Annotated in this window: 25 protein-coding genes; 9 read left to right on the plus strand and 16 right to left on the minus strand. The window is 63.6% G+C overall.

The features are described from left to right. Positions 1-11 precede the first annotated feature (11 nt). A complete protein-coding gene (gene rfaE2 / locus KSW38_RS08580) occupies positions 12-1,589 on the minus strand; it encodes a D-glycero-beta-D-manno-heptose 1-phosphate adenylyltransferase (RefSeq protein ID WP_216924238.1) in 1,578 nt (525 codons plus the stop codon). 114 nt (positions 1,590-1,703) lie between these two features. On the opposite strand from rfaE2, the gene KSW38_RS08585 reads away from it, so the two are divergent. Beyond that, complete coding sequence (locus KSW38_RS08585) at positions 1,704-2,870, plus strand: glycosyltransferase family 9 protein (protein WP_216924239.1); 1,167 nt, start codon at positions 1,704-1,706, stop codon at positions 2,868-2,870. On the opposite strand, the gene KSW38_RS08590 is transcribed toward KSW38_RS08585, so the two are convergent. From KSW38_RS08590 to KSW38_RS08620, 7 genes are read right to left on the minus strand one after another with little or no spacing between them, the layout of a single operon-like run. Next, positions 2,836-3,531 carry an SDR family oxidoreductase gene (locus KSW38_RS08590; RefSeq protein ID WP_216924241.1) on the minus strand — a complete coding sequence of 232 codons (696 nt, stop codon included), beginning with the start codon at positions 3,529-3,531 and terminating at the stop codon, positions 2,836-2,838. The two genes, KSW38_RS08585 and KSW38_RS08590, sit on opposite strands and share 35 nt — an antisense overlap. Positions 3,532-3,572: 41 nt before the next feature. Continuing rightward, a complete protein-coding gene (locus KSW38_RS08595) occupies positions 3,573-5,000 on the minus strand; it encodes a PfkB family carbohydrate kinase (protein WP_216924242.1) in 1,428 nt (475 codons plus the stop codon). Continuing rightward, positions 4,997-5,716, minus strand: coding sequence for a D-sedoheptulose-7-phosphate isomerase (locus tag KSW38_RS08600; protein ID WP_428982375.1), 720 nt, complete (start codon positions 5,714-5,716; stop codon positions 4,997-4,999). The genes KSW38_RS08595 and KSW38_RS08600 overlap by 4 nt, the downstream gene beginning before the upstream one ends. Then, complete coding sequence (locus tag KSW38_RS08605) at positions 5,713-6,984, minus strand: glycosyltransferase (protein WP_216924243.1); 1,272 nt, start codon at positions 6,982-6,984, stop codon at positions 5,713-5,715. The genes KSW38_RS08600 and KSW38_RS08605 overlap by 4 nt, the downstream gene beginning before the upstream one ends. Next, the gene (locus tag KSW38_RS08610; RefSeq protein ID WP_216924643.1) at positions 6,981-8,117 is read right to left on the minus strand and encodes a glycosyltransferase; all 1,137 of its coding nucleotides are present in this window, start codon (positions 8,115-8,117) and stop codon (positions 6,981-6,983) included. Before KSW38_RS08610 ends, KSW38_RS08605 begins: the two co-directional genes overlap by 4 nt. After that, positions 8,114-9,202, minus strand: a complete 1,089-nt coding sequence (locus KSW38_RS08615) for a glycosyltransferase family 9 protein (RefSeq protein WP_216924244.1) — start codon at positions 9,200-9,202, stop codon at positions 8,114-8,116. Before KSW38_RS08615 ends, KSW38_RS08610 begins: the two co-directional genes overlap by 4 nt. Beyond that, complete coding sequence (locus KSW38_RS08620) at positions 9,199-9,777, minus strand: D-glycero-alpha-D-manno-heptose-1,7-bisphosphate 7-phosphatase (protein ID WP_216924246.1); 579 nt, start codon at positions 9,775-9,777, stop codon at positions 9,199-9,201. Before KSW38_RS08620 ends, KSW38_RS08615 begins: the two co-directional genes overlap by 4 nt. A gap of 108 nt (positions 9,778-9,885) precedes the next feature. Here KSW38_RS08620 and KSW38_RS08625 point away from each other — a divergent pair, with 108 nt between their 5' ends. Next, positions 9,886-10,836, plus strand: a complete 951-nt coding sequence (locus KSW38_RS08625; protein WP_216924248.1) for a glycosyltransferase family 9 protein — start codon at positions 9,886-9,888, stop codon at positions 10,834-10,836. Between the two features lie 35 nt (positions 10,837-10,871). Here KSW38_RS08625 and KSW38_RS08630 read toward each other — a convergent pair whose 3' ends face one another. Continuing rightward, positions 10,872-11,645: a sigma-70 family RNA polymerase sigma factor gene (locus KSW38_RS08630; protein WP_216924250.1), complete on the minus strand. Its 774-nt coding sequence runs from the start codon at positions 11,643-11,645 to the stop codon at positions 10,872-10,874. A gap of 142 nt (positions 11,646-11,787) precedes the next feature. Here KSW38_RS08630 and KSW38_RS08635 point away from each other — a divergent pair, with 142 nt between their 5' ends. Continuing rightward, on the plus strand, positions 11,788-12,528 hold the full coding sequence (locus KSW38_RS08635; RefSeq protein WP_216924252.1) for a GAF and ANTAR domain-containing protein: 741 nt from the start codon (positions 11,788-11,790) through the stop codon (positions 12,526-12,528). Between the two features lie 42 nt (positions 12,529-12,570). After that, positions 12,571-13,020: an SRPBCC family protein gene (locus tag KSW38_RS08640; RefSeq protein ID WP_216924254.1), complete on the plus strand. Its 450-nt coding sequence runs from the start codon at positions 12,571-12,573 to the stop codon at positions 13,018-13,020. A gap of 33 nt (positions 13,021-13,053) precedes the next feature. Here the strand turns inward: KSW38_RS08640 and KSW38_RS08645 are convergent, their stop codons facing one another. The 3 genes from KSW38_RS08645 to serS all read right to left on the minus strand — a co-directional run bounded on the left by KSW38_RS08645 (position 13,054) and on the right by serS (position 16,562). Continuing rightward, the gene (locus KSW38_RS08645) at positions 13,054-13,899 is read right to left on the minus strand and encodes an HAD family hydrolase (RefSeq protein ID WP_216924256.1); all 846 of its coding nucleotides are present in this window, start codon (positions 13,897-13,899) and stop codon (positions 13,054-13,056) included. A gap of 158 nt (positions 13,900-14,057) precedes the next feature. Further along, complete coding sequence (locus KSW38_RS08650; RefSeq protein WP_216924258.1) at positions 14,058-15,116, minus strand: hypothetical protein; 1,059 nt, start codon at positions 15,114-15,116, stop codon at positions 14,058-14,060. Positions 15,117-15,281: 165 nt separating this feature from the next. Further along, positions 15,282-16,562 carry a serine--tRNA ligase gene (gene serS / locus KSW38_RS08655; RefSeq protein WP_216924260.1) on the minus strand — a complete coding sequence of 427 codons (1,281 nt, stop codon included), beginning with the start codon at positions 16,560-16,562 and terminating at the stop codon, positions 15,282-15,284. A 112-nt stretch (positions 16,563-16,674) separates the two neighbouring features. Here serS and KSW38_RS08660 point away from each other — a divergent pair, with 112 nt between their 5' ends. Beyond that, positions 16,675-17,736 carry a diacylglycerol/lipid kinase family protein gene (locus tag KSW38_RS08660; RefSeq protein WP_216924261.1) on the plus strand — a complete coding sequence of 354 codons (1,062 nt, stop codon included), beginning with the start codon at positions 16,675-16,677 and terminating at the stop codon, positions 17,734-17,736. Here the strand turns inward: KSW38_RS08660 and KSW38_RS08665 are convergent. From KSW38_RS08665 to KSW38_RS08675, 3 genes are all read right to left on the minus strand, one after another. After that, positions 17,733-17,963 (minus strand): hypothetical protein, encoded by a 231-nt coding sequence (locus tag KSW38_RS08665; protein WP_216924263.1) that lies wholly within the window; start codon positions 17,961-17,963, stop codon positions 17,733-17,735. The genes KSW38_RS08660 and KSW38_RS08665 overlap by 4 nt on opposite strands. Before the next feature lie 118 nt (positions 17,964-18,081). Continuing rightward, positions 18,082-19,011 (minus strand): prephenate dehydratase, encoded by a 930-nt coding sequence (gene pheA / locus KSW38_RS08670; RefSeq protein ID WP_216924265.1) that lies wholly within the window; start codon positions 19,009-19,011, stop codon positions 18,082-18,084. A 46-nt stretch (positions 19,012-19,057) separates the two neighbouring features. Continuing rightward, complete coding sequence (locus tag KSW38_RS08675; RefSeq protein WP_216924267.1) at positions 19,058-19,384, minus strand: rhodanese-like domain-containing protein; 327 nt, start codon at positions 19,382-19,384, stop codon at positions 19,058-19,060. Positions 19,385-19,525: 141 nt separating this feature from the next. Here KSW38_RS08675 and KSW38_RS08680 point away from each other — a divergent pair, with 141 nt between their 5' ends. The 3 genes from KSW38_RS08680 (at position 19,526) to KSW38_RS08690 (ending at position 23,255) form a co-directional block, all read left to right on the plus strand. Further along, positions 19,526-20,269, plus strand: coding sequence for a Type 1 glutamine amidotransferase-like domain-containing protein (locus tag KSW38_RS08680; protein ID WP_216924269.1), 744 nt, complete (start codon positions 19,526-19,528; stop codon positions 20,267-20,269). Further along, positions 20,262-21,692: an amidase gene (locus tag KSW38_RS08685; protein WP_216924271.1), complete on the plus strand. Its 1,431-nt coding sequence runs from the start codon at positions 20,262-20,264 to the stop codon at positions 21,690-21,692. The genes KSW38_RS08680 and KSW38_RS08685 overlap by 8 nt, the downstream gene beginning before the upstream one ends. Before the next feature lie 63 nt (positions 21,693-21,755). Next, complete coding sequence (locus tag KSW38_RS08690; protein ID WP_216924273.1) at positions 21,756-23,255, plus strand: peptide MFS transporter; 1,500 nt, start codon at positions 21,756-21,758, stop codon at positions 23,253-23,255. A gap of 167 nt (positions 23,256-23,422) precedes the next feature. On the opposite strand, the gene KSW38_RS08695 is transcribed toward KSW38_RS08690, so the two are convergent. Beyond that, the gene (locus KSW38_RS08695; protein ID WP_216924275.1) at positions 23,423-24,061 is read right to left on the minus strand and encodes a DUF4190 domain-containing protein; all 639 of its coding nucleotides are present in this window, start codon (positions 24,059-24,061) and stop codon (positions 23,423-23,425) included. 256 nt (positions 24,062-24,317) lie between these two features. On the opposite strand from KSW38_RS08695, the gene pgm reads away from it, so the two are divergent. Next, positions 24,318-25,979 (plus strand): phosphoglucomutase (alpha-D-glucose-1,6-bisphosphate-dependent), encoded by a 1,662-nt coding sequence (pgm, locus tag KSW38_RS08700; RefSeq protein WP_223947482.1) that lies wholly within the window; start codon positions 24,318-24,320, stop codon positions 25,977-25,979. The last annotated feature ends 2 nt before the right edge of the window (positions 25,980-25,981 follow it).

Here is a 25,981-nt window from a genome sequence, read left to right on the forward strand (position 1 = left end):
GCAACGCCCGATCAGGCATGCGGGTTCTCTCCCGTGGAGCGGATACGCTCCAGTACCGCCGTCGTGGAGTGTTCGGGGACGTAATCCAAAATCGTCACCGTGCCCCCATAGTGCTCCACAGCCGCGGTCTCGGCCAGCATTTCCGGCGTGTAGTCGCCGCCTTTGGCGTACACATCGGGCTGCAGCAACTCGATGAGCGGGATAGGAGTCGGGGTGTCGAACACCGTGACGTGGTCCACGCAGCTGAGCGCGGCGATCACGGCAGCACGGTCCGCTTCTGGATTCACAGGCCGGTCTTGTCCCTTCAGCTGCCGCACTGAGGAATCGCTGTTAAGGGCCACCACCAGGACGTCACCGAGTTGCTTGGCCTGGTTCAGATAGCGGGTATGGCCACGGTGCAGGACGTCGAAGCACCCATTCGTCAGCACGATCCTCCGGCCCTCCCTGCGATGCGCCTCCACCTGCCGGGCCAATTCATCGGCAGTCAACGCAGTATCGGCGAACCCTCCGAGGTGCCGGGCAAGTTCCTCGGTGGTGCAGACGGAGGTGCCGGGCCGGTGGACCACCACATCAGCTGCGGCCTGGGCAAGGTCAACACTGGTGGTCAGGGGCAGTCCGGCCGCCCGCGCCAAGGTCAGCGCGGCCACAAATGTATCGCCCGCACCGGAGGCCTGTTTCTCGGCTTCCGGCCTGGCCCAGGTTCGGTGGGTGGCGCGGGCTCCGTTCGTATCGTCTCCGCTTGCGTCCGGATCGCTGGAACGCAGCGTCAGCGTCCCGTCACGGTCCAAAGTCACGACGACGGCGCCCGCACCTGAGGCGCGAAGGAGCTGGTCAGCGTGGGCCTCAACGAAGGGGCAACGTGCAGCGCCACCGGGGAGCTCTGTTCCGAGCAGCCCGGCAGCTTCCTGGGCGTTCGGAGTGGCAAGGTCCGGCTTGAGTTCGGCCCACCGGGCAGGATGATGGGCATCGACCACCAAGAGGGTGCCCTGCCTGTGGCTGGAGTCGGGGTGAGAACCAGTCTGAGGACTACGGGTGGGTCCAAGGGCACCCATCAAGGCGTCGCGGACCGGCCCCTCCAAAGCGCCGGCCTCGTAATCGCACACCACCACGGCGTTGGAACCCGCGAGCGCTCCCGGGATGGCGGCCGCCAACTCCTGGAGGCCCTCCGGGGGAACGTCGGTGGCTGCGTCGTCGAGGCGAAGCATCACCTGGCCGGCGCTGCTTATCCGGAACTTCGTGGTGGTGATCATGCCGGGATGCTGCACCACGCCAGATATGTCGATGCCGGCAGCCACGAGTCTCCCAAGGAGCTCCTGGCCGGCAGAATCCTTGCCGACCAACGAGACAAACCTGACGTCGGCCCCAAGGGCCGCCAGGTTCATGGCAGTATTGGCGGCTCCTCCAGGGGCGAAGTCGCGGCGCTTGACCTGGACCACTGGGGCGGGGGCTTCGCGGCAAAAGCGCTCAATCAGCCCATCCCACCAACCGTCCAGGATGGCGTCGCCGACGACTGTCACAACGGGCCGTTCCTCGGCCAAGCGGCGCGGCAGCCATTCGGCCAAACCTTCTTGATTGGAGAGGCGTGCCATTGGGTACCTTCCGGTAGAGGCGGCATGTTCCTGCTCCCCTCAGGTACCCCACAGCCCGCGGTTCACACGCCGGCTCCGGTAGTTTTCCAGCACCTTTGACGAAGGGACATCCAGATGGTCGTTCAACCGAATTTTGACGTTGGCCCGGTGCTGGAGAAGTTCGCGAATGTGGAACGGATCGCGGTCCTCCGGGGAGGCGGTTTAGGCGATGTGATCTACACATATCCCGCGCTGCATGCCCTGAAAGTGGCCTACCCTGAAGCAACTATCACGCTCCTCGGCACGCCGATCCACGCCGCGTTGACCGCCGGGACGGATGGGCCCGTTGACGACGTCGAAATTCTCCCGTTCGCCAAAGGCGTCCGCGACGCCGGCCCTGGGGACGGCGATCAAGTAGACGAAACCGAAGACAGACTTGCCCAAGAGGAATTCTTCTCCGCCATGCGCGCCCGCAGGTTCGATCTCGCGCTGCAAATGCATGGCGGCGGCCGGTACTCCAACCCTTTCCTGCTCCGTCTGGGAGCACGGCACACCGTGGGCACACGAACCAAGGACGCCGAGCCCTTGGAGCGGAATCTCGATTACATCTACTACCAAAACGAGCCTGATCGATGGCTTGAGGTTGCGGGACTGGCGGGCGCGCCAACCATCATTTCTCCCCCCTTACGGCCCCTGCCCGAACACCAACAAGCCGTGCAAAGCCTGCTCAACCCCCAACGGAGTCCCCTCCTGGTGGTCCACCCAGGTGCCACCGATCCGCGACGGCGATGGCCGGCGTCGTACTTTGCTGAAGCTGCGGCGACCATCGCCCAGGAAGGCGCGCAGGTGTTGGTGGTGGGTGACCGCGCCGAAAAGGCGCTGGCCCAGGAAGTGACAGAACTCGTGGCAAGGCAACTGCCCGTCGGGCACAAGAATGCCGTGCGATCAGTTGCCGGCGAACTGGAGATTGGCGAACTCGCGGCGCTCTTGGACGCGGCCACCGTAATGCTTGCCAGCGACAGCGGTCCCCGACATTTGGCGCAAGCCCTTGGAACTCCAACCGTGGGGATCTTCTGGGTAGGCAACGTCTTCAACGCGGGGCCCCGAGGCCGGAGTCTGCACCGGATCCACATGTCGTGGGTGACGGAGTGCCCGGTGTGTGGGGCCGATGTTACGCAAGTGGGCTGGTCAGCACAGCACTGCGGCCACGACGACACCCTGATCAGGGGCATCGCCGTGGCCGAGGTTGTTCAGGACGTGCATGACCTTATGGCCACGAGCCTTCTTCTGCGGGGCAAATAAGGAGCTCACGGACCTCGCTACCAAACGGCTGCGACAATGCGAACACCACGGCTTGCGCCACATTCGCAGGATCGTTGAGTTTGGAGTCGTCCTGCGGCTTGTATTGTTCGTCGCGGTCATCAAAGAAATGTGTCTTCATGCCTCCCGGAATGATGGTGGTGACACCAATGACTCCCCCCGTTTCGGCGGCCAGTGCCCGGCTGAAGCCGATGACGCCGAACTTGGAGGCGCAGTACGCCGTGGCGTCCGGCAGTGCCCGCAAACCGAGGGTTGAGGCGATGGTGATGGCCCGGCCCCGGGATTCCTTCAAGTACGGCAACGCCGCACGGACCACGGAAACGGTGCCCAGGAGATTCACTCCAATCACCTTTTCCCACTCGGCTGCGGGAACGTCGGCAAGTTTGCCACAGCGGTCGATGCCCGCGGCCGTCACCACCCCATCCAGGCCGCCGAGGCTTTCGGCCGCCTCTTTCACGGCGGCTTCAACTGATTCACGGTTGGAAACGTCGACTTCAAGGGCTTTAGCGCCGGACACGTTGCTGATATTGCGGTCGAAGACGAAGGGAGTGCCTCCGGCATCGCGGATGGCATCGACGATTGCAGCGCCGAGGCCGGAGCCGCCTCCAGTGACGATGACGCGGCAGGGAGTTTGCGTGTTCATGCGATTCCTTTCGGTGGTCGATTCTTTGATGGCAGCTACGGTCAGCTGACTTTGGCCAGTGCTTCAGCCAAGCCGCTGGTGGAGCGGGCCGGATGGAAGGGCACCGTAACGCAACGCCCTCCCCATACAGCCACGAGGCTGGCTTCCGGCAATTCGTGGGGTTCGTAATCTCCGCCCTTGACCCAAATATCGGGCCGGAGCTGGTTCAGGCAGGCTTCGGGGGTGTCCTCGTCGAAGACCACCACGGCATCAACACAGGTCAACGCGAGCAAGAGCTCTGCCCTGTCCTCCATGCTGACGATCGGCCGGTGCGGGCCCTTGAGCCGCCGCACAGAATCATCGGAATTCAAGCAAACAATGAGGCAATCACCCATGCTGCGGGCCGCAGCCAACGTCCTTGCGTGGCCGGCATGGAGGAGGTCGAAGCAGCCGCCGGTCGCCACGACGGTCCCACCACTCGCGCGGACTGTCCGCGCGAGTTGGATTCCGGGTTCCAGGCCCTGAAAGCGGCCAAAAAGTTCGACGACGGGACTCGCCTTTGCCCTGACCGGCTGGCTGTTCCCTGCAGCGTCCGGGGTGCTTGTATCCATGACCAGGGAGGAGGCTCCGCCCTTCGCGAGGAATGCAGAGGCATCCTCAACAGCTCTGGCCGCGGCACCCGGCAGCGCGAGCCCCAGACCCAAATACACGGCAAGGCTCCCAGCCAAGCGGTCTCCGGCACCGCAAGGATCGTCCACGGTTGTTTTGGGAGCGTGGATGATCTTGCCCGGTCCCCCACGTTCCACTAAAACCGCACCATCTTCGCCGGTCGTGACCAGGACGGCATTGCTGCGCCAGCGATCCAGCAAATGTTTTCCTGCGTCCTCCGCAGCAGTCTTGGACGGATCCTGCCCGCCCACCTTCGCAGCGACCCGGGCCTCTGCGAAGTTGGGCGTCACGACGGCGACGCCCGGCACCGGCTCCGAACCGGCAGGGTGCGGATCCCACACCACCGGGACGTGGCGGGCAGCGTCGGCGAGGGCAGTGCGGATGTCGGAGTTCGCCGTGATTCCGCGGCCGTAGTCGGCCACGATCACCGCTTCCGCGGAGGCGATGGCTGCGAGCATCTCATCGGTGCATGACGGGGAAGGGGCGGGCGCGCATCCTTCGTCGAACCGGACCACGGGGTGGGTGCCAATGCGCACGCGGGTCTTGGTGGGCGTTGTGGCGAGCGGGGCTCCGGCGAGTATGGCGACACCGGCCAGGGCGCGCCTGAGGTGGCTGGCGCCGTCGTCGTCCGACACCGCGGTGACCAGGGCGATGTCGTGACCGTCGCGCGCAAGCAGTGTAGCCACGAGACCGGCCCCACCTGCCCGACGCCGGATGTGGGCAACGTCCACTACGGGCACGGGTGCGTCGGGGCTGAGCCGTGTGGCGGTGCCGTTGATGTCCACGTCCAGGAGGACGTCACCTACAACTGTCACTTTCATGGCTGGGCTCCGTCCCCGGCCAGGCGAGGCCCCGTCCTCCTCGCGACCTCCGCATCGAAGGCCCGGCACACAGCGTGGACGGCAATGAGGTGGCCTTCCTGGGCGTTGGCTGCGATGGCGTCCACTGTGATGGCTTGATCGCAGGCGTCGGCCAGCCGGTTGGGACCCGCGCCCGTCAGCGCCCACGTTGTGACGCCGCGTTCCCTTGCAGCCCTGACAGCGTTGAGGAGGTTGGGGCTGCGTCCGCTCGTGGAGAGAAGGATGAGGACGTCCCCTGCCCGGCCGTGTGCCCTGACCTGGCGGGCGAAGACTTCCTCGTAGCCGTAGTCGTTTGACAGTGCCGTGAGGGCGGAAGTCTCGGCGTGCAGGGAGATCGCGGAAAAGGGGGCGCGTTCAGCATCGAACCGGCCAACGAGTTCGGCGGTGAGATGCTGGGCTTCGGCAGCCGATCCCCCATTGCCGGCGGCCAGCAGCCGTTGGCCGGACAAGAGCCGGTGGGCGAGTTCCGTTCCCCACTCCGACAGGCGGGCGGCCTGCGAGCGCAAGGACTCGAGCGCAGGCAGAACGTTGTCCAGGTGTGCGGTGACCTCTGATGCAATCTGTGGTTCACCGATGTTTGTTGGCCTTCTGGATCCGCTCCAGCCAGTGGGCACAGTATCCGGGACGGGCCGGGTGTTTGGCGCGATTCTCTTGGGAACTGTCGATTCTGTAGTCACAGTGCTGTTCCTTCCAGTGGTTCCGCCAGGCCTTCTCCGGCTTGCCGGGACAGCCCGGCGGCCAAGACGGACCGGTACGCTTTCTCGGTATCTGCGGCGATGCGGTCCCAGGAGTAGCGTGAGCGGGCGCGGCGGTTTCCGGCCCGGCCCATTTCGGCACGCAAGGCGGGGTCGCCGAGGAGCCGCGCCACGGCGTCGGCGATTGCTTCCGGGTCCCGCGGCGGTACGTGCAGCCCGGTTTTCTGGTCGACGACGGTCTCCCGGAGTCCGCCGACGGCCGCGGCCACTACGGGCACTCCGCACGCCATGGCTTCAAGGGGAACGATGCCGAACGGTTCGTACCACGGTGCGCAGACCACGGCGTCGGCACTGCGGAAAATTCCGGGCATTGCGTCACGCGGAACCTGTCCGCGCATGGTGACCTTGTCCTCCACACCAAGTTCCTTGGTCAAGGCGCGAAGTCTCTGGGCTTCCGGATCCTCTTCGAGGTTCAGGGCGTCGCCGGAGCCTCCGACTATGAGGAGCTCGACGTCGTCGAAACCGGCCTCAGCCAGGATGGGCAGTGCCTGGATCACCAGATCCACGCCCTTCCTTGGAACCAGGCGGCCCACACTCAGGATGCGGTGCGTGCGGGCCTTACTCTCTGGCTCTCCAGTGCCCGGGAAGAGGTTGAGATCCACACCGCAGGGTGCGATGGAAATCCTTGACCGGCCAATGCCCAGCGCTTTGAGCTCAAAAACCTCGTCAGGGCAGGTGGCGATCACCCAGTCCGCTGTGCGCCCTACCCACGGTTCCAGCCATGCACGTGCCGGTGGGCTGGTGTCTGCTGAACCTTGGTGCCTGCGCTTGACCGAACCCAGTGCGTGGAAGGTCTGGACCACGGCTACGGGCTCGGCGGCACCGGCCCGTCTGGAAGCTTGGATCGCCGCCAGCCCGGACATCCAGAAATGCGCGTGGACAACGTCCGGGACCGAATCCGCCCAGTCCCGGCAGATGCCATCGGCGAGCTCACCCATGAAAGGAAGCAGCTCGTCCTTGGGGATATGGCGGGCCGGGCCAGCGTCAACATGTACGACGGAGAGTCCCGGCGCAACCTGCACCTTTGCAGGAAGATCCGGGTCATCCCGCCGCGTGTACACGGTGACTTGGTGGCCGCGGCTGGCAAGGCTCGATGAAAGGGCGGCCACGTGGACGTTTTGCCCCCCGGCGTCCACACCTCCCAAGGCGGCCAATGGACTGGCGTGTTCGGAAACCATGGAGATTTTCATGGGTGCGTCCTCTCTGTGTCATGGCTAACGGACTCCGAACCTGGTTGCGGGCGGCGTTCCGTGTCGGGGAGCTGTTTATTGGGGACCTGCGTTTCAGGGACCTGCTTTTCAGGGACCTGCGTTTCAGGAAGACGGGTATTGGCAGGCGAGGGGCGTGATGTTGGAAGGTCTACCAGGAGTTCGTCCCAGTCCTGGTGAAATCTTGCGAGCCCGTAGCGTTCCAAGGCTGCAGCCCGGGCCACCATCCCCATCGCATAGGCGTCGTCGGGATCGTCCAGCAGCTGCCGGGCGAACCGTTGGAGCTGGTCAACATTGTTTGAGACAAGGCCGGCTTCCGGCGGAATAGCGCGGGACGCCTCCGTGGTCGCCAGTGCCAGGACGGGCATTCCCAGGTGCATGGCTTCGAGCAAGGCCAACCCGAGGGATGTCCAACGCAACGGGTGCAGGTAGAGCCGGCAGCGGGCGAGTTCTTGGTGCAGCCTGGGCGCGGGTACGTCCCCGGAAATCCGCAGACGCTCCTCGCTCAGGCCGAACCCCTTCAGGTTCAGCGCTTCCGGCAAGGCTTCCGTCCCCATTCCGAACACCCTCAAAGGCCCTACCCCGGCGAAGCCAGGGAGGAGGTCCGTGCCCGTCACCCGGCCGCGACGCACGGGTTCGTTGACCACCACCCCCATCTCTTCACGTTCACCGGTATAAAGTCGGCCCGGATCGGGGATGCCGTGCTCGATCACAACTGTTGGCGTGGCTCCGGTGTCCCAGAAGAGCCGGTTGAAGTGCGTCACATGAACCACGGGGATAGTGTGCTGATCGGCCAGCGGATGGAGAGTGAACGGGACGTCGCCTTTGGGCGTGTTGTGTTCAAGGTAGACGGCAGGCAGGTCCACTCCGGGCCTTCGACCCAGCTTCCGGGCAACGGCGGCGATCTCCTCCGGACGTTGCAGGACCACCACGTCCACGCTGTCCGGATCGAGGGTGTCGAGGTCAATCTCCTGCGCGGCGACCGGCCACTCCCTGCCACCTCGCCCCAAACCCCACGGACCGCCGTCGGGCTCTACCGGAAGGAGGTACTCGTGCTGGCCCCTTACGAAGGCCTCCATCCATCCTCCGTGGATATGCCACACCAGGATTCTCATGGTTTCCACACCTTCCTTCTGGTGCTGAGGGAGGAGACTCCCCCCAACAGCCGTTCCACCGCCTCAAGGACTTGTTCCGGAGTAACTGAGCTAAGGCACGGGTGGCCCGGTACCGGGCAGATGCGTGCCCGCGTGTTCCTGCATGCTGCTTCCTGGTCGCCGAGCAATTCCATGGGAACGCCGTAGGGCGCCCAGCGGATGGCAGGAACCACTGGGGAAAACAGGCAGACCACCGGCGTTCCGACCGCTGCGGCCAAGTGGGCGGGACCCGTGTTGCCGGTGACCACGACGGCGGCGCCCGCGAGTACCGCTGCCAGGGTCCGCAAGTCCGTCGTGCCGCCGAGATTGTGTGCCGAAGGTCCTGCCACGGTTGCCGTCAGCGATGTTTCGCCCGGCCCTCCCGTGACCACCACCTGGTGTCCATACGCTTCAAGGAGTTCCACGGTGGCTGCGTGGTGGAGTGCAGGCCATGCCCGCGCGGGAGCCGCTGAGCCCGGGTGGACCACGATGTACGGGCCTTTTTGGGTGAGTTCGTCCACCAGCTCCCCGGGTTCGTCCAGCGGGTTGATGTGGAGCTTGCCATCGTCGCCCCGGGGAAGCTGGAAGCCTGCTGCCTGCGCAATCCCCAGGGCCCGCACCACCTCAGGCTGGTCTTCGGGGAAGTCTTCCCCGGGTTTCAGCCGGACGTCCAGGAGGGAGCCGGCGTAGTCCGTGGATGCGCCCGTGATGCGCTTGACGCCTGCCAGCCGCAGCAACAGTGCCAACGGAAGCGGGGACTGGTGGAAGGACGTGAGGATCACGGCTTCCTCAATCCTGGAGCTGCGGACGAACTCGATCAGGCCAGTGGTCAGCTCAGCCGTCACGTCCGGCGCCGGATTGACGATCCATGGGCACGGCCACGTGTGGACCTGGGTCACTCCGGGGAGCATCTCTGCAGCCCCGGCGCTTTCGGGGCCGCACAGGAGGACGACGTCGTTGGGCCGGCTGCCGTCCGGCCTGCTTCCGTTCGCCACGGCACGCAATGCCGGTCCCGCGAGGAGGACATCGCCCATGCTGTCCAGTCGGGCTACCAGGACGCGGCTCATACAGGTGGGTCCTGCCTGGCGTCGGGTTTCCGGGATGTCCCTCGTGCGCCGGTATCAAGCAACAGCTCGACGGCGGCCAGCAGGTTCTCCGCAACCATTTCTGCCGCCTCAATTTCCTCGGTCCGCGTCACGTGAGTGGGCACCAGTATCGACTGCGAGCCGGCCGCCGTCGCTGCTTCCACGTCGGTACCGATGTCCCCAACAAAGGCCACCTGGCTCGGGTGCAGCCCCAGTGTGCTGCAGGCCGCGAGAATCATTCCCGGGGAAGGCTTACGGCAATCACAGCCATCGGCCGGGCCGTGCGGGCAGAATTCCCACACATCGAACGGGCCCAGAAGCTCATCCACGCGCTGGTTCACGGCGTGGACTTGATTCAAGGTCAGCAAGCCACGAGCAACGCCGGACTGGTTGCTCAGCACCCCTGTTGCCAGCCCCGCCCGGCGTACCAGGTCCAGGGCCGAACGGGCGCTATCCATGGGCCGCACCAGTTGCGGGTCGCCGTTATAGGGCACGTCAACGACGAGCGTTCCATCGCGGTCAAACAGGACCGCTTTCAACGTTCCAGTTCCTCCCATATCCGCAACGTTCCCCAGTTCTCCCGACACTAAACAGCGTGACGACGAGAAGTTTCCCTGCGGCGTTGGCGTCCGCGTTGGCCGCTAGACTCCTAGCGGGAGGCCACCATGGACATCGTCGAAATGAACGGACAACCCCTGCTGCTTGCCCTGCGCGCCTTGAAACTAGGGGACCTCCTTGTTGCCGTTCCGGCGCTTCGCGGCCTGCGCCGGGCATTTCCCGAGCACCGCATTCTGTATGCGGCACCAGCCTGGATTGCCGAGGCCTTGGAACTGGTGGGCGGCATCGACCACCTGCCCACGCCGGGCCTTGATGATCCACTGGACATTCCCCCGGGCGCCGTGGACATCGCCGTGAACCTGCACGGGAACGGACCCGAAAGCCGCCAGCGCATCGACGAACTTGGCGCAAGGCGGGTGCTCGCGTACCAAGCGCCGGGGTTGGACGGGCCCGAATGGATCACCGGCATCCCTGAGCGCGAGCGCTGGACACGACTCCTCAACTGGCACGGCATCGACGCCGATCCCCTGGATTACCGGCTCAACAGGCCAAGCATTCCCTCACCCCGGCCCGGCGCCACGGTCATCCATGTAGGTGCCGCATATGGCAGCAGGCTCTGGCCCATTGAGCGATTCGCCGAAGTGGCGGTCGAACTCACCCGGGCAGGGCACGACGTCGTGCTGACCGGGGGCACCTCCGAGCGCGGGCGGGCAGTGGAGACTGCCGCCTTGGCAGACCTCAAAGGAGCAAACCTCGACGGCGGCGTGCTGGCCGGGCGGCAGGGCCTCGCAGAGTTTGCAGCGACCATTGCAGATGCTCGGCTCGTCGTTTCCGCGGACACCGGCGCGGCCCACCTGGCGTCCGCCTACGCCCGGCCCTCCGTGGTCCTGTTCGGCCCCGCTCCTGCTGAAGAATGGGGTCCGCCGCCCGGACCGCACGTGGTGCTTACCGCCGTCGAACTTCGCCGCGGTGACGTTTTCGCCGCCGATCCCGATCCCGCGCTCCTTGCCGTGACCGTCCGTGATGTGTTGGATGCGGTGGACGGGTTGGGCTGCTGAGTCCTGGGCTCTTGGTGGTTTCGGCTGTTGTTTGCCTACTGAGCCGCCGTTCCGTCCTGGAGGTGCGCTTCCTCATCCAGCAACTGTGTCTGCAGGGACACCAGGATCTTGGAAAGCCGCCGCGAGACCTGCATTTGGGACATGCCCAGTGCCTCCGCGATGGTGGACTGCGTTTCCTCTCGGTAGTAGCGGCGATAGAGGAGGTGCCTGTCCTCAGGGCTCAGGCCGCGGATCGCATTGCGCAGGGCGAGCACGTCCTCCAGCCGGTCGGTCGGACATCCGAAAGCGGAAAGGCTTCCTTGGAGTCCGTCGCGGCCTTCCGCAGCGGGAGCATCCAGGGAATCCGGCCGTTTGCTGGTGCCGGCCATCAAGGCTTCCCTGACTTGGCAAGGTTCCAGGCGAAGGTCCGCCGCCACTTCTTCGGGGGTCGGAGTCCTCTGCAGGCTTTGCGTCAGTTCCTCCGTCCTGGCGAGCACTTGGCGCCGCACATCCTGGATGGGCCTCGGTGGGCGCACTACCCAGCAGTGATCGCGGAGATACCTCTTGACCTCGCCAGCGATGGTCGGGGCGGCGTAGGCGGGGAAGCTGACGCCTTTACTTTCGTCAAATCCTCGTGCCGCCTTGATCAAGCCCATGTACGCAACCTGCCGGACGTCGTCGAGGTCGTGCGTGTGGGCGGAATACCGGGCGGCAATGGATTTTGCGAGATTGAGATGGTCCAAAACCAAGCCGTCTTGGAAACTCTGACGGATGGTACTCTCCGGCGCAGAAGGCCGGGCTTGGACGTCGTGTGGTCGGGTTTGTCGCATGTGGCTTCAATCCTTAGACCTGCTGGGGTGGGTGAGCCCACGGCAAGACTCCTTAAAAAGAGAAGCACACTTACTATTAGCTTTCAACGGGTATTCAGGACTACGCTCGAAGAGTAGCCTCATCCAGGGATCGGAGATCCACGTGGAAAACCAACAACTCACCGAACCGCATCTTGTGGCTGCGGAAATCCAGGACCTGCTTCTGGATACACCCGACGTGGAGGCCTTCCTCGGCGAACTGGCGCGCCACTCAGCGGCGCTGTTCACCAAACCTGACAACGAAGTATTTTGCGGTATCACTCTGCTTCGGCATCGGGCCGCAGCCACAGTGGCAAGCAGCAGCGAACGGGCGCAGATGCTCGACGAACTCCAGTACCAGTTCGCCGACGGCCCGTGTATCCATTGCTGCAGGCACGGCACACTGGTGCATATTCCGAACTTCGAAAAAGACAACACTTGGCCGGAGTACAACGACCTCGCCCTGGCGAATGGTGTTCATTCTGTGCTCGCCGTTCCTTTCCCGCTTACGGATGACACCGCCCGGGCAGGCTTGAACCTCTACTCCGAACGCCCCAACGGCTTCGACCAGGCCGCCGTTCAACGCGCCACTGATTATGTCCAGCAGGCATCCAAGGGCCTGCAACTGGCAGTGCTGATTGCGCAGCACAGCCAAACCGCCGCCAACCTTCGTGCGGCCATGGCATCCCGGACGGTCATCGACGTCGCCACAGGCATCATCATCGCCCAAAACAGATGCAGCCAAGCTGAAGCCGTTGAGCTCATCAAAAAGGCGTCCAGCAACCGGAACGTCAAGCTCCGGGACGTTGCACAGGCAATCGTCGACTCAGCCGGCGGCGGCCAGGTTCAATCCCATTTCACTTAACCCCTCACCTAGCCCACAACCATCCAAATCGAGGTGTCTCTCATGCAAACCGTCACGAAAGCCATCGAGGTAGAGGTACCAGTTTCGGTCGCCTACAACCAGTGGACCCAGTTCGAGAAGTTCCCCGAGTTCATGAGCGGCGTGGAGAACGTCCGCCAGATCAACGATTCAACGCTGCACTTCTCAACCAAGGTGGGCGGAGTCCGGCGCGAATATGATGCCCGCATCACCCAACAAGTTCCGGATTCCGTCATTGCGTGGGAGAGCATCGACGCACCACGTAACGCCGGCACAGTCCGCTTCGACAACCTCGGACCCCAACACTGCGGCGTCAACGTGACACTGGAATGGGAGCCCGAAGGATTCGTGGAGAAGGCAGGCGCCGCGCTTTCCGCCGACGAGATGCAGGTGGCCGCGGACCTGGAGAAATTCAAGGAATTCATCGAGGACCGCGGCCAGGAAACGGGTGCTTGGCGGGGGCGGGTGGACTAACGCGCCCCGCCGCCGGGGTTAGCCGTGCGGCTGTTACAGCAGGCTGCGCAGTACCAGGGCGGCGCCGTCGTCGAATACTGACGCAGTGACCTCATCCGCAACGGCGATCACTTCTTCGGGAGCCTGGCCCATGGCTACTCCCCTGCCGGCCCACGTGAGCATCTCGATGTCGTTGCGGCCATCGCCCACTGCCACCGTGTTGACCTGTTCCGTGCCGATCCTCTGGCGCAGGGCCTCCAGGGCACTGGCCTTCGTCACGCCCTCCGCTGCAATGTCCAGCCATGCAGTCCAACCCACCGAGTACGTCACGCCGGAAAGGCCGATGTGACGGATGGCGTGGTTGAAGTCGTCCGAGGTGTTGTCACTGCTGAAGACCACCACGCGTACGGCCGTGGCCTCCAACATGGTCTGGAAGTCCACGCCGATTGCCTCGACGCCAAAGCTGGCATCCTGGAAGCGCTCCGTGGAGAGGAAGTTCCCGTCTTCATCCTCCAGCGCGTACTTGGCGTTGGGGAGGCGTTCGCGCAGGGCCTTCAGCGCGGGAGCGGGATCGAACGTTGCCTTGTGGATGATTTCGTAGCCTGCGTTGAGGCCCGGATCCAGCCGGAGAGTAACGCCGCCATTGCAGCACACCGCGTAGCCACGTTCCAAGCCGATTTGCTCAATGATGGGGAGCGTTGCATTCAGCGACCGGCCGGTGGCGATCATGACGTCGTGCCCGCTCGCGACTACGTCCTGCGCAGCCGCCCTAACCTCTGGAGACATGTGGCCATCGTGATCCACGAGCGTGCCGTCAACGTCCAATGCGATCATGAGTTTGTTGTTGTTATTTGGCTGGTCATCGATGCCAGCAACTGGAGTGTCAGTCAAAATAGTCATGGTTCCAGTAGAGCAGACACCTCTGACACCGCACTAGGACCGGGGACACAGCACCGGATTAACGCCGCGTGAACACTCCGCGCGGCCCAGCCCGAAAAATCCCGCTCTTGTTCGCTGGTCCCTGCCTACAAGGTTGGGCGTTGCGAACAAGATGGGGCTCATCCTGGCCTGGGCAGGTTCCAGGGAATCCGTCCAGCATCTCGAGCCGGAGACAGGCCCCCTTGCAGCAATTTTCGGCGGAGCCTCTCCGGATTCTCCACATGAGGCCAACCCCAACGCACGAAACCGAATCCGAGGGCGCGAATCCGGTCCTCCCTCAGCTTCTCTTTGTAAAGGACCTCTTCAGGGGTTGCGCCGTTTCTGAGCTCGGCGTCAAGGTACTTCCCCTTGCCGTCAAACTCACCCACTACACCCCTTCGCCCACTGGACGGAGGCCACCAAAAGTCAGCCCTGCCAATGAATCCGTTGGCATCAGTGAAGCGGTGTTGAAGCTCGGGCTGTTGGAAGCCGAGGTAATGGAAGGCCGCCCGGCTGTAAGACTCACCGGCTGACTCGGATAACGGCGTGGCCAAGGACAAGGCAACTTCCGCACGACGACGGGCACTCGCGTTCTGATTCCCACGCACTGCGATCGCGATGCCGTCCACATCCATGAGGCTTCCATGAAGGTCCAGCCTGCCCTGTTTCCACATTTCCCGCGCAGCTCCGTCGGCCACCACGAGGGACTGACTAAGGCGTGAGGTAAAAGCTAAGTCCAAGACAGTTTGCACCAGGGCACTGCACGCATACCCTCCCACCATGTCAGGATTTCGCTCTTTGCCCAGGTGAAATCGCAGAGGAAACCCACCCTCTTGGCGGATCTTCCGCGCCGCCGGGCTCTGCCCAAGGACCGACAGGGTGGGCCGGCCGCGACCCGATCTGCTGGAAGCTGCCGTTATACATTCCACATGGGTCGGCGTGCGCAGAACGGGTATTCCCATCGCGAAAGCCGCAGTTTCACGGCACAGAATCAAGCCAGGCACAGCCCGGGATGCTGCGGCCAACGACCACGCGAAGCGGTCCCAGGGTTTGGCTTCGAGCCAGCGGGACGTCTCCACGTAGTAACCCCGCCGGACCCGCACCAATTCGCCGGCGCGGAATTTCCGATGGATGGAGTCCGTGGTGATTCCCGTTCGCAGCAGCGCAGGCGTCTCAATGAGGCCAGGGGGTATGTTCATCGCTCCACTGTGCCTGCAACGATTCCCTGCCTCTGGACCGGAAAACCCCTATGTGGACAACGGGACCTGTGGAGGACAAGTGGCAGCAAAAAATCCCGCTCTTGTTCGCTGCTCCCGACCTACAAGGGCGGGTGAAACGAACAAGGGCGGGATCCGCCGAGAGAACTACAGGACCGGCAGAACCTCAAGCCCGCCGATGTACTTCTGCAGCGCCTTGGGAACGTTGACCGAGCCGTCCGGGTTCTGGTGGTGCTCCAGCAGCGCAACGATCCAGCGTGTGGTGGCAAGGGTGCCATTCAGCGTTGCGACGGCCCGGGTACCCTTGGCAACGCCTTCCTCGTTGATCACGCGTTCGCGGATGTTCAGGCGGCGGGCCTGGAACGTGGTGCAGTTGGAGGTGGACGTGAGCTCGCGGTAGGCATTCTGGGTAGGAACCCAGGCTTCGCAGTCGAACTTGCGGGCCGCGGACATGCCGAGGTCGCCCGCAGCTGTGTCGATCACGCGGTACGGAAGCTCGCACTTGGCCAGCATTTCCTCTTCCCAGGCAAGCAGGCGTTCGTGCTCTGCCGCTGCTTCTTCAACCGTGGTGTAAATGAACATCTCCACTTTGTTGAACTGGTGCACACGGATGATGCCCCGGGTGTCCTTGCCGTGCGAACCTGCCTCGCGGCGGTAGCAGGAGCTCTGGCCGGCGTAGCGGATGGGGCCGGCGGAGAGGTCCAGGATCTCGTCTGCGTGGTAGCCGGCGAGGGCCACCTCCGAGGTTCCCACAAGGTAAAGGTCGTCTTCAGCGAGACGGTAGATCTCGGCGTCGTGCTTTACGTCAAAGCCTGTGCCCTGCATGGTCTCCGGGCGCACCAAAGTGGGCGTAATCATCGGGACGAAGCCTGCCTCGATGGCCTGGTCCATGGCCATCTGCAGGAGCGCCATTTCCAGTCGGGCGCCAACGCCGCGGAGGAAGTAGAAGCGCGCGCCGGAGACCTTGGCGCCGCGTTCCATGTCGATCGCGCCGATAAGTTCGCCGATTTCCAGGTGGTCCTTCGGCTCGAAATCCGTGAATTCGCGCGGCGTGCCCACCGTCTTGACCACAACGTAATCGTCCTCGCCGCCCTCGGGAACGCCATCCACGATCAGGTTGGGGATGGCACGGAGCAGCTCTTCCTGTTTGGCTTGGGCAGCAGCGGCTTCGGCGGAAGCGGCCTTCACCGAGTTGGCCAGTTCCTTGACCTCGGCCAGCAGGGCCTGCTTTTCCTCGCCCTTTGCCTGGGCAACCTTCTTGCCGAAGGCGTTCTGCTCGGCGCGGAGGGTCTCATGGCGGATCAGCGCGGCGCGGCGATCGGAGTCTGCGGAGATGATCGCGTCCACAACAGACTCGTCGGCGCCACGGGCGCGCTGGCTGGCACGGAACTTGTCCGGATTTTCGCTGAGGTCTTTTACGTCGATCACCACACAAGAGTATCGAATGGGCCGCTGATTTCCCGTGCGGACGCTGCAGCGCGCAAGCGCCGAGAGAACATCGTGAAATCAGCACTACCCGGGACGATAGTGTTGGAGCACCATGAGCGACTGGATCCTGTACGTGATTCTCGCTGGGGGCGTGGCGTTTGCCGTCTCCAGTTGGTGGGGTGTGCGCCGATTGAGAGCACGTCACATCAGGAGCGCGGTCCGGGAGGACACCCACAAGCCGGAGCCAGGGCACCAGAAGGTTGCGGTCATCCTCAACCCGGTGAAAAACAAGTCGCTCGAGGCCCGGCAAGCGATCATCGACGCCTGCGACCTCGCCGGTTGGGACAGCCCGAAATTCTTTGAAACCACTGTTGAGGATCCCGGGTACGGGCAGTCCCGCCAAGCGCTGGAGGACGGGGCCGACGTCGTTCTTGCGTGCGGCGGCGACGGTACAGTGCGTGTGGTGGCTGAGTCGCTGGCGCATAAGGGCGTGGCGATGGGCCTCATTCCGCTGGGCACCGGCAACCTCCTGGCCCGCAATGTCGATCTGGACGTCAACGACATCGCCGACTGCATCCAGATCGCCCTCTTTGGGCATCAGCGCTTTATTGACACCGCCAGCATGGCCATAGACAACGGCATTACCGGAGAATCGTCCACCCATACGTTCCTTGTGATCGCCGGAATGGGCCTGGACGCCGAGGTTTTGGGCGATACCAAGGAAGACCTGAAGAAGAGCGTGGGTTGGCTGGCCTACACAGAGGCGGGAGTCCGGCATCTCCCCGGCCGCCGCAAGCGCGTCACCATCACCATGGATGACCAGCCGGAACAGGCCCGGAAAATCCGCAGCGTGCTTTTCGCCAACTGTGGCCTGATTCCCGGAGGTATTGATTTCATCCCGGAAGCCATGATCGACGACGGCATGCTGGATATCGTCGTCATGAGCCCCCGCAGCGCCCTCGGATGGATCGCCATGTATGCGAAGATCCTGTTCAAGCACAAGCGGAATTTGCCGGTGATGAATTTTTATCGCTCCGGCAAGGTCACCATTCGCAGCCAGGAACCCATGGCGACGCAACTCGACGGCGACCCCGCGGGCGAGGCCACGGAGGTCACCGTTCAGGTCCAGCCGGGTTCACTATTGGTGCGGGTACCGAAGGCTCAAACCCCCTAGACTGCGCCCTTCTCCGGCTGCGCCGCATTCGCCGCGGCTGCTTCAGCCGCCGCCTTCGCTGCAGCCCGGGCCTCGGCCTGCTCACGGATCATCGCTTGTTCTTCTTCAAAACGGAGTCGATCCGCGCGGTCAGCTTCGTCGCCGTCCCAGTCGTCCTTGTTCTCGCCGGAGGGCTTGGGATTGACGATCATGCCCTGGCCGTCTTTGTCATCTCGGTGGACAGACATGACCGCTCCCTTCTTTTTGGCATTCATCCATCGTTTATGGATCAGGCAAGCATACGCACACTTGCATCAACGCGAAAGGGGTTGAAGGTTCAATAATTTAGCGCGGAGACAGCGCTGCCTAGCCCCTAAGAATCGACTGGACCCACGCATGAGCGGAGGCAAAGGCGGCGTCAGAAGTGTGAGGGGCAACCACCGCAGCTTGCTTATCGGCGCGCGCGTACGAGCCCAGGAAACGGGTCGCGGGGCTGATTCTGTGGAGACCTGCCAAGGCATCAGCAACACGGGAATCCGACGCGTGGCCGTCGGCATCGATACTGAAGAAATAGTGGCCAAGGTACTGACCGGTGGGGCGTGATTCGATCCGGCTCAGGTTGACCCCTCGCGAAGCGAACTGGTCCAGGATTTCCATGAGTGCACCGGGGTGGTCTTCCGGCAGCGGGACAACAACCGTGGTCTTGTCCGCACCCGTGCGTTCGGGCAAAGTACCCGGCCGGCTCACCAGGATAAAGCGGGTGACTGCGTCCGGGTTGTCGCCGATGTTTTCGGCCAGAACGTTGAGTCCAGGCTGCTCCCCCGCAATCAGCGGTGCGCAAATGGCGGCGTCGTAGTGGGCATCTCCTTCCAGGAGGCCCATGGCCGATGCCGCGGTAGAGGAACCGGGGACATAATCCGCGTTCGGAATGTTTTCCTCCACCCAGAGGCGGCATTGGGCCCACGCGTGGCCGTGTGTGGAGATGCGCTTTATGTCCGAAACCACGACGCCGGGTCTCGCCACGAGGACGAAGGTAATGGGAACGAGGGCCTCGCGGATGATGCGGAGTTCCGGACCGGTGGCAATGGCATCCAGGGTGGCAGTCACGCCACCCTCCACAGAGTTTTCGATGGGAACCATGGCGGCGTCGGCCTCACCGTTGCGCACCCGCTCAAGCGCCGTGTTCACGTTGGTGCAAGGAATGCGGGAGGCATCAGCGGCGCCGGGGACCTGCATGAGGGCGGTCTCAGTGAACGTTCCCTCCGGCCCCAGGAACGTGTAGGTGAGTGCTGACATTGAATATTCCTTGCTGGTTATATGCGCGGGACGGGCGTGCCGAATGTTAAAGCACCACTGGTTTGAGACCGTTGTCCGAGACCATTGGCCGGCCGGCTTCGAACCACATGTCCATCCCGCCGGCTACATTCACTGCTGAGTAGCCCTGGCCCACGAGCCACTGGACCACGCGGAAGGAACGGCCACCGGTACGGCAGATGACGAAGAGATCGTCATCGGGATCCAGTTCATCCAGGCGGGCCGGCAGCTGGTCCATAGGGATATGCCGTGCGCCCTCAGCGTGTCCGGCAACCCATTCATAGTCCTCACGAACGTCCAGGATGCTGGCATCAGCCGGAATATCGCCCACAGGCACGGTTTCGAAGTCGCTCATGGCGGTTCCTTCCCATCGATTCAGGTCATCATCCAGCCTAGTCGCAGCAGCCACGAAGCGGGACGCCGCTTGCGCCCCGCGGTTGCGACACTAAGACTGGGACGCAAAGACTCCCATGAATCGGCTGTTAGGAGCAGGACCATGGCGGCTGGCCAACCCACCATCCTCGCAACATCCGGCGGTTACAAGCCAGGCAGCCGGACCCGCATCGAGTTCGACCACCTCATGCACTACGCCGTGGAGTTATCCGGGGTAAGTGGCCGCGCACCCCGCGTGACCCACATTGGTACTGCATCAGGTGACCAACGCTGGTGGGCGGCAGAGATGGATCAGGCGGCCCGCATTGCCGGGTTTAATTTCGCTCATCTCAATCTCTTCACCATGCCCAATATTGAGGATCCCGAAGCGCATCTTCTGGAGCAGGACGTGGTGTGGGTCCACGGTGGTTCGGTGGTCAACCTGCTTGCCGTATGGCGGGCACACGGCCTGGATGGAATTTTGCGGAAGGCTTGGGAAAGCGGCGTGGTCCTGGCCGGGGTTTCCGCGGGTTCCATCTGTTGGTTCAAGAGCGGCGTGACGGATTCCTTCGGCCCTGAATTGCAGCCCGTGACCACTGCGCTTGGCTTCCTTCCCTATGCCAACGGCGTCCATTACGATTCCGAACCACGCCGTGCTCCTGCCATCCACAAGCTCGTGGCCAACGGCACGCTGGGCGAGGCGCATTGCACGGACGACGGCGTGGGCCTGGTTTACCAGGGCACCAAACTCGTGGAGGTGGTGTCCGAAGTCAAGAACAAGGCCGCTTTCCGGGTTACTGCGGGAGCTGGCGAGAGCGTGGACGCCATCGCTGTGGAGGAACGGTTGGAGTCTCGTTTCCTTGGTTGATCCTTCCCCGCAAGCCCTCACCGCTGTGGCGCTTCGTGATGCCCTCGCAGCCGGCGAGCTCTCGGCACGGGATACCACCGGCCATTTCCTCTCCGTCATCGAGGCCCGCAACAGACACTTGGGCGCCTTCATTACTGTTACCGCAGAGCAAGCGATGGCCGACGCCAAGGCTGCAGACAATCTCCATTCGAAACTGCGCCGCGAGGGCCGCCTATCTGAATTGCCGCTGCTGCATGGTGTGCCCTTGGCGTTCAAAGACCTTACGGACGTAGCCGGCGTTCCAACCACCCACGGCAGCGCCGCCTTGGAGCACAAACCTGCGCCGGAGGACGGCGCCCTCGCAGCCACTTTGAAAGGCCAAGGCGCCATCTCGCTGGGCAAGACGCAAGTTCCGGAGTTCGGACTCACCGCGTACAGCGAAAACCGCATTGCACCGCCGTCGCGCAATCCCCATTCCTTAAGCCGAAGTTCGGGCGGGTCGTCGGGTGGGAGCGCAGCCGCCGTAGCAGCTGGCATGGTTCCTTTCGCTCCCGGGACCGACGGCGGCGGTTCCATCCGAATTCCGGCCGGGGCGTGCGGCCTGGTGGGGCTCAAGCCGGGGCGCGGCGTGGTGCCATCGGGAGCGAGCGCGGGCGATGCAGCTAAATTGGTGGTCGCCGGACCGTTGGCACGCACGGCGGCGGACGCTGCCCTGCTGATGGACGCGCTGGTCCCCCGCGAACAAGCGCCCGACGGCGGTTATCTCGCCAACGTTGATCACGCTCCAATGCCACTCAAGGTGGGCGTGAGCCTGGATAGCCCATGGGCCGGAGTCTTCCCTTTCGAGGTGGAACAGGAAGCATTGGACGCCCTTTCGCGGGGAATCAAGCTACTTGAGGAGGCGGGGCACCGTGTTGCGGAAGCGGAGGTCCGCTACGACAACCGCTACCCCGAGGCGTTCACCGCAGCCTGGACTGCCGGCGTCGGGAGCGCCCGAATAGCACCCCAGCGCGAGGCGCTCCTAACCCCGCTCACGCGGACATTCCGGCGTCGTGCGCAGCAGCGCAGCGCGTTGAAGGTCAATGAAGCCCTCGGTTTCCTGCGGCATTTCGAGCACGACACGATCGCGCAATACGCGGAGTGGGACGTCGTCCTCATGCCCACGCTGGCGCAGACACCGCGGCCGATCGGCTGGTTCACGGGCGGCGGCCACAGCAGCGAGCCTTGGCCGAGCGAGTGGACGGGTGACGCGGACGATGACTACAGAAGACAGTGCGAGTACGCGCCTTGGTCCTCCATGGTCAATGTGTGCGGATTGCCGGCGATAAGCATTCCTGTGTTTCTTACGGAGAGCGGACTGCCGATGGGTATCCAGCTCATTGGCAAAATGGGTTCTGAGCTGCAGCTTCTTCAGCTCGCCGCGATTCTGGAGGCCTTCCAGTAAGCGGGTTTGAGTGGTTGTCTACCATATGGAAAGTGGTTGCCATGGGCATCCATCGATGTGACAATGCCCGCAGTCAATGCCAGCATTGAGGAAATGAGCACACCTCTAACCACGGCTACGCCCCAAAAACCATCGGGCGATACGTCATTCTTCGGCCACCCAAATATGCTGGCCAGCCTCTTCTCCGTGGAGATGTGGGAGCGATTCTCCTTCTACGGCATGCAGGGCATTCTGCTTTACTACATGTACTTCACCGCGGACCAAGGCGGGCTTTCCATCGACAAGGGCCTCGCCGCCGGCTTGGTCGGCGCGTATGGTGGCGGCGTTTACCTGTCCACTATCCTGGGCGCCTGGCTTGCCGACCGACTCTTTGGCTCTGAAAAAGTCCTCTTCGGCTCGGCCCTCATGATCATGGCCGGCCACATCGCACTGGCCCTCCTGCCCGGTATTCCCGGATTGATCGCAGGCCTGGTGCTTGTGGGGATCGGCTCCGGTGGCCTGAAGGCCAACGCGACGGCGCTGGTCGGCAGCCTGTACGGCGAGAAGGACGAACGCCGCGACGCCGGTTTCTCCATCTTCTACATGGGCATCAACATCGGCGGGCTCATCGGCCCGCTGGTCACTGGCTGGCTCCAGGAGAGCAACGGCTTCCATTGGGGCTTCGGTGCAGCGGCAGTGGGCATGGCGATCGGCCTGGTCATCTACTCGCTGGGCCGCAACAAGCTTCCCGAGGAAGCCCACCGCGTTCCCAACCCGCTCCCGGCTGCTGACCGCACCCGGTACGGGCTGATTTTCCTGGGCATCCTGATCGTGATCGGCGTACTGCTCGGCACGGGCACCGTTAACGCTGACAACCTGGCACGCAGCATGGCCTACGCTGCCATCGGGGCCTCGGTGATTTACCTTTTCCTGATCTTCCGCAGCGCCAAAGTCACAGGCTTGGAGCGCAAACGCGTGCTGGCCTTCATCCCGCTGTACATCGCATCGGCCGCGTTCTGGGCACTGTTCCAGCAGCAGTTCACGTTCATCGCCGTCTACTCCGAGGAGAAACTGGACCGCAACCTGTTCGGTTGGGAAATGCCAGCCGCATGGGTCCAGTCCATCAACCCCGTGTTCATCATCATTTTCGCCGGTGTCATGGCAGCCCTGTGGACCAAGCTTGGTTCCAAGCAGCCGAGTTCCCCGCTGAAGTTCTCGGCAGGCCTGCTCATCATGGGCCTGGCGTTCCTTGCGTTCGTCCCGCTGGCTGGCGAGGGCAAGACACCGCTGCTGGCACTGGTAGGAATCCTGTTCCTGTTCACCCTGGCAGAGCTCTTCCTCTCCCCCATTGGCCTATCCGTGAGCACCAAACTCGCCCCGCAGGCTTTCCACACCCAGATGGTGGCGCTGTTTTTCCTGTCCGTCTCCCTGGGCACCACGCTGGCAGGCATCCTTGCGGGCCTTTACAACCCCGACGACGAACTCCCGTACTTCCTGGGCATCGGCGGCGTGGCTGTGGTGTTGGCTGTGGCCCTCGCCGCTGGATCCCCGGCTATCAAGAAGTTGATGGGTGGGGTGCGGTAGCTGGCTTTCGGGCCTTCGAATTCCGGCGTCGCTCACGGCAACTGACCGACCCACTTCGCGCCTAACAACGACGGCGACCCTTACGCTCGGGGGGATTTCCACCTGACGTAAGGGTCGCCGTCGTACGCGTTTGTGGACAGCTGCCCCCGCGAGGGGCGCAGTGAGCGTTAGTAGTTGTACCTGCTGGTTGATGCCCCGATCGCGGCGAAGAAGAAGATCAAGACCACCACCGTGATAGCCACGCCGACGTAACCCATGATCAGGCCAGCAAGCGCCATGCCCTTGCCAGCCGGTTCACGGTTGAGGGCAAGGTGGCCCAGGACCACTGCTGCGATTTGCGGCAGGATGAAGAACCCAAAACCAACAAACGTTGCAATGCCGCAGCACATGCTCGCGATGCTCAGGCCCTTGGGCTGCGTGGGCATGGCGTAGTAAGCGGGCTGGCCGTACGGGTTCTGCTGCCCATAGGGCTGCTGCTGGTACGGGGTCTGGTTGTACTGGCTCTGGCCGAAAGGGCTCGGCGGCTGGCCATAGGGCGATGGGGCCGGCTGGCTGTAATCACCGGGTGTGTATGAGGCCTGGCTTGCGCCGCTCTGGCCGCTGCTCTGGCTTGTGGGCGGGAGCGGCTGCGTGTAGAAGTCGTTCTGGCCCTGGGCGTTCTGTGTGTACGCGCCCTGATCGTACGGCGGAAGCGGCTGCGTCTGTGAGCTCTGCTCCGGTGCACTGAATTCGGCGGGCGGGATGTACTGCGGCGGTTCGTAGCCCGCCGGTTTGTCCTCGTTGCCCTTGGATGGTTGATCTGACATGGGAATCCCCCTCGCTAAGTCTTCGTTTCCCACCCTACCGCCGCGACGTTCGCCGCATAAGGCGATCCGCTTTCCGGGTTTGGCCCATTATCTGGAACGTCGACGGGGCGGAATCCTCCCACTAAAGCCGCCGCTCGTAAACGCGAGGTAAATCTTTGGCTCATCCGGCGCCACATCGCCGCCATTCTGCGTCACAGGGGCGGCATCCCGGGACATTTCCTGTCAGGGGGCGCGGTGGTCTGGCATGCTGGACGACATGGCTAGCCGAGCGGGCACAGTTGCCCTTCCCCAGGACCTTGTTGACATCACAGCCCTGCTGGACGCGTACTTCGACGTCACCCCGGATTTGGGCGATCCCGCGCAACGCGTGGCGTTTGGAACGTCGGGCCACCGCGGATCCAGCTTGAAGTCGTCGTTCAACGAGCCGCACATCCTCGCGATCACGCAGGCAATCGTTGAATACCGCGGCCGCCAGGGCATCACCGGGCCGTTGTTCATCGGGCGGGACACCCACGCCCTGAGCGAGCCCGCGCAGAACTCCGCTTTGGAGGTGCTCGCGGCCAACGGCGTCACGGTGCTCGTGGATGCGCGCCACGGCTACACGCCCACGCCCGCACTGAGCCACGCCATCCTCAAGTACAACCGCGAAGCCGCACCGGGAACGCCGCAGGCTGACGGCATTGTTGTCACGCCCAGCCACAACCCGCCAGGCGACGGTGGCTTCAAGTACAACCCCCCGCACGGCGGACCGGCCGACACGGACGCCACAGGGTGGATCGCCGAACGCGCCAACCAGCTCCTTGAGAACGGCCTCCGGGGCGTCAAGCGCATTCCCTTGAATGATGCCTTGAATGCGGACACCACCGGAAAGTTCGACTTCCTCAGCAGCTACGTTGACGATCTCCCGTCCGTCCTGGATCTTGACGCGATCCGCAACGCCGGTGTCCGCATCGGTGCCGATCCCATGGGCGGCGCGTCCGTTGACTACTGGGGCGAAATCGGTGAGCGTCACCAGCTCAACCTGACGGTCGTGAACCCCACCGTCGACCCCCAGTGGGCTTTCATGACCCTGGACTGGGACGAGAAGATCCGCATGGACTGCTCCTCGCCGTCGGCTATGGCATCACTCATCAAGCGCATGTCTGTGGGCGCCGATGGTACTGCCGCCTACGACGTCGCCACGGGTAACGACGCCGACGCTGACCGTCACGGCATCGTCACGCCGGACGGTGGACTCATGAACCCGAACCACTACCTCGCTGTCGCCATCGACTACTTGTACCGGAACCGCAGCGGCTGGAATCCCGAATCCGTGGTCGGTAAGACGCTGGTTTCGTCCTCGATCATCGACCGCGTAGCCGCAGGACTCGGCCGCAAGCTGGTTGAAGTTCCCGTCGGATTCAAGTGGTTCGTTCCGGGCCTGCTGTCCGGCGAGGGTGCGTTCGGTGGCGAGGAATCGGCCGGCGCTTCCTTTAACAAGCGCGACGGCAGTGTGTGGACCACGGACAAGGACGGCATCCTTCTGGCCCTGCTGGCCTCGGAAATCACGGCTGTCACGGGTAAGTCGCCGTCGCAGCTGTACAAGGGACTCACCGACCAGTTCGGCGCACCCGTCTACGCGCGCATCGACGCCGCCGCCACCCGTGAGCAGAAGGCCAAGCTTGGCAAGCTCTCCGCGGCGGACGTCACGGCTACTTCACTGGCCGGCGAAGACATCATCGCCAAGCTCACGGAAGCACCCGGCAATGGCGCTTCAATCGGCGGCCTGAAGGTTGTTACCGAGAACGCATGGTTCGCTGCCCGCCCCTCCGGCACCGAGGATGTGTACAAGATCTACGCGGAGTCCTTCAAGGGCGCCGATCACCTGGCCAAGGTGCAGGAGGAAGCCAAGGCTTTGGTGGATGGGGTCATTGCCTAGGC

This window comes from Paenarthrobacter aromaticivorans (assembly GCF_019038615.1).
Taxonomy (GTDB): Bacteria; Actinomycetota; Actinomycetes; order Actinomycetales; family Micrococcaceae; genus Arthrobacter; species Arthrobacter aromaticivorans.

Bases quoted from the DNA above. Each gene is read 5' to 3' on its own strand.
- pheA (WP_216924265.1), bottom strand. From the start codon at position 19,011: ATGTCAGCACTCACCTACACGTTCCTGGGGCCGGAGGGAACGTTCACT.
- KSW38_RS08640 (WP_216924254.1), top strand. From the start codon at position 12,571: ATGCAAACCGTCACGAAAGCCATCGAGGTAGAGGTACCAGTTTCGGTC.
- KSW38_RS08590 (WP_216924241.1), bottom strand. From the start codon at position 3,531: ATGAACACGCAAACTCCCTGCCGCGTCATCGTCACTGGAGGCGGCTCC.
- KSW38_RS08695 (WP_216924275.1), bottom strand. From the start codon at position 24,061: ATGTCAGATCAACCATCCAAGGGCAACGAGGACAAACCGGCGGGCTAC.
- KSW38_RS08605 (WP_216924243.1), bottom strand. From the start codon at position 6,984: ATGAAAATCTCCATGGTTTCCGAACACGCCAGTCCATTGGCCGCCTTG.
- KSW38_RS08690 (WP_216924273.1), top strand. From the start codon at position 21,756: ATGCCCGCAGTCAATGCCAGCATTGAGGAAATGAGCACACCTCTAACC.
- KSW38_RS08595 (WP_216924242.1), bottom strand. From the start codon at position 5,000: ATGAAAGTGACAGTTGTAGGTGACGTCCTCCTGGACGTGGACATCAAC.
- KSW38_RS08660 (WP_216924261.1), top strand. From the start codon at position 16,675: ATGAGCGACTGGATCCTGTACGTGATTCTCGCTGGGGGCGTGGCGTTT.
- KSW38_RS08615 (WP_216924244.1), bottom strand. From the start codon at position 9,202: ATGAGCCGCGTCCTGGTAGCCCGACTGGACAGCATGGGCGATGTCCTC.
- KSW38_RS08620 (WP_216924246.1), bottom strand. From the start codon at position 9,777: ATGGGAGGAACTGGAACGTTGAAAGCGGTCCTGTTTGACCGCGATGGA.
- KSW38_RS08585 (WP_216924239.1), top strand. From the start codon at position 1,704: ATGGTCGTTCAACCGAATTTTGACGTTGGCCCGGTGCTGGAGAAGTTC.
- KSW38_RS08645 (WP_216924256.1), bottom strand. From the start codon at position 13,899: ATGACTATTTTGACTGACACTCCAGTTGCTGGCATCGATGACCAGCCA.
- KSW38_RS08625 (WP_216924248.1), top strand. From the start codon at position 9,886: ATGGACATCGTCGAAATGAACGGACAACCCCTGCTGCTTGCCCTGCGC.
- KSW38_RS08610 (WP_216924643.1), bottom strand. From the start codon at position 8,117: ATGAGAATCCTGGTGTGGCATATCCACGGAGGATGGATGGAGGCCTTC.
- pgm (WP_223947482.1), top strand. From the start codon at position 24,318: ATGGCTAGCCGAGCGGGCACAGTTGCCCTTCCCCAGGACCTTGTTGAC.
- KSW38_RS08650 (WP_216924258.1), bottom strand. From the start codon at position 15,116: ATGAACATACCCCCTGGCCTCATTGAGACGCCTGCGCTGCTGCGAACG.
- KSW38_RS08630 (WP_216924250.1), bottom strand. From the start codon at position 11,645: ATGCGACAAACCCGACCACACGACGTCCAAGCCCGGCCTTCTGCGCCG.
- KSW38_RS08665 (WP_216924263.1), bottom strand. From the start codon at position 17,963: ATGTCTGTCCACCGAGATGACAAAGACGGCCAGGGCATGATCGTCAAT.
- rfaE2 (WP_216924238.1), bottom strand. From the start codon at position 1,589: ATGGCACGCCTCTCCAATCAAGAAGGTTTGGCCGAATGGCTGCCGCGC.
- KSW38_RS08675 (WP_216924267.1), bottom strand. From the start codon at position 19,384: ATGAGCGACTTCGAAACCGTGCCTGTGGGCGATATTCCGGCTGATGCC.
- KSW38_RS08680 (WP_216924269.1), top strand. From the start codon at position 19,526: ATGGCGGCTGGCCAACCCACCATCCTCGCAACATCCGGCGGTTACAAG.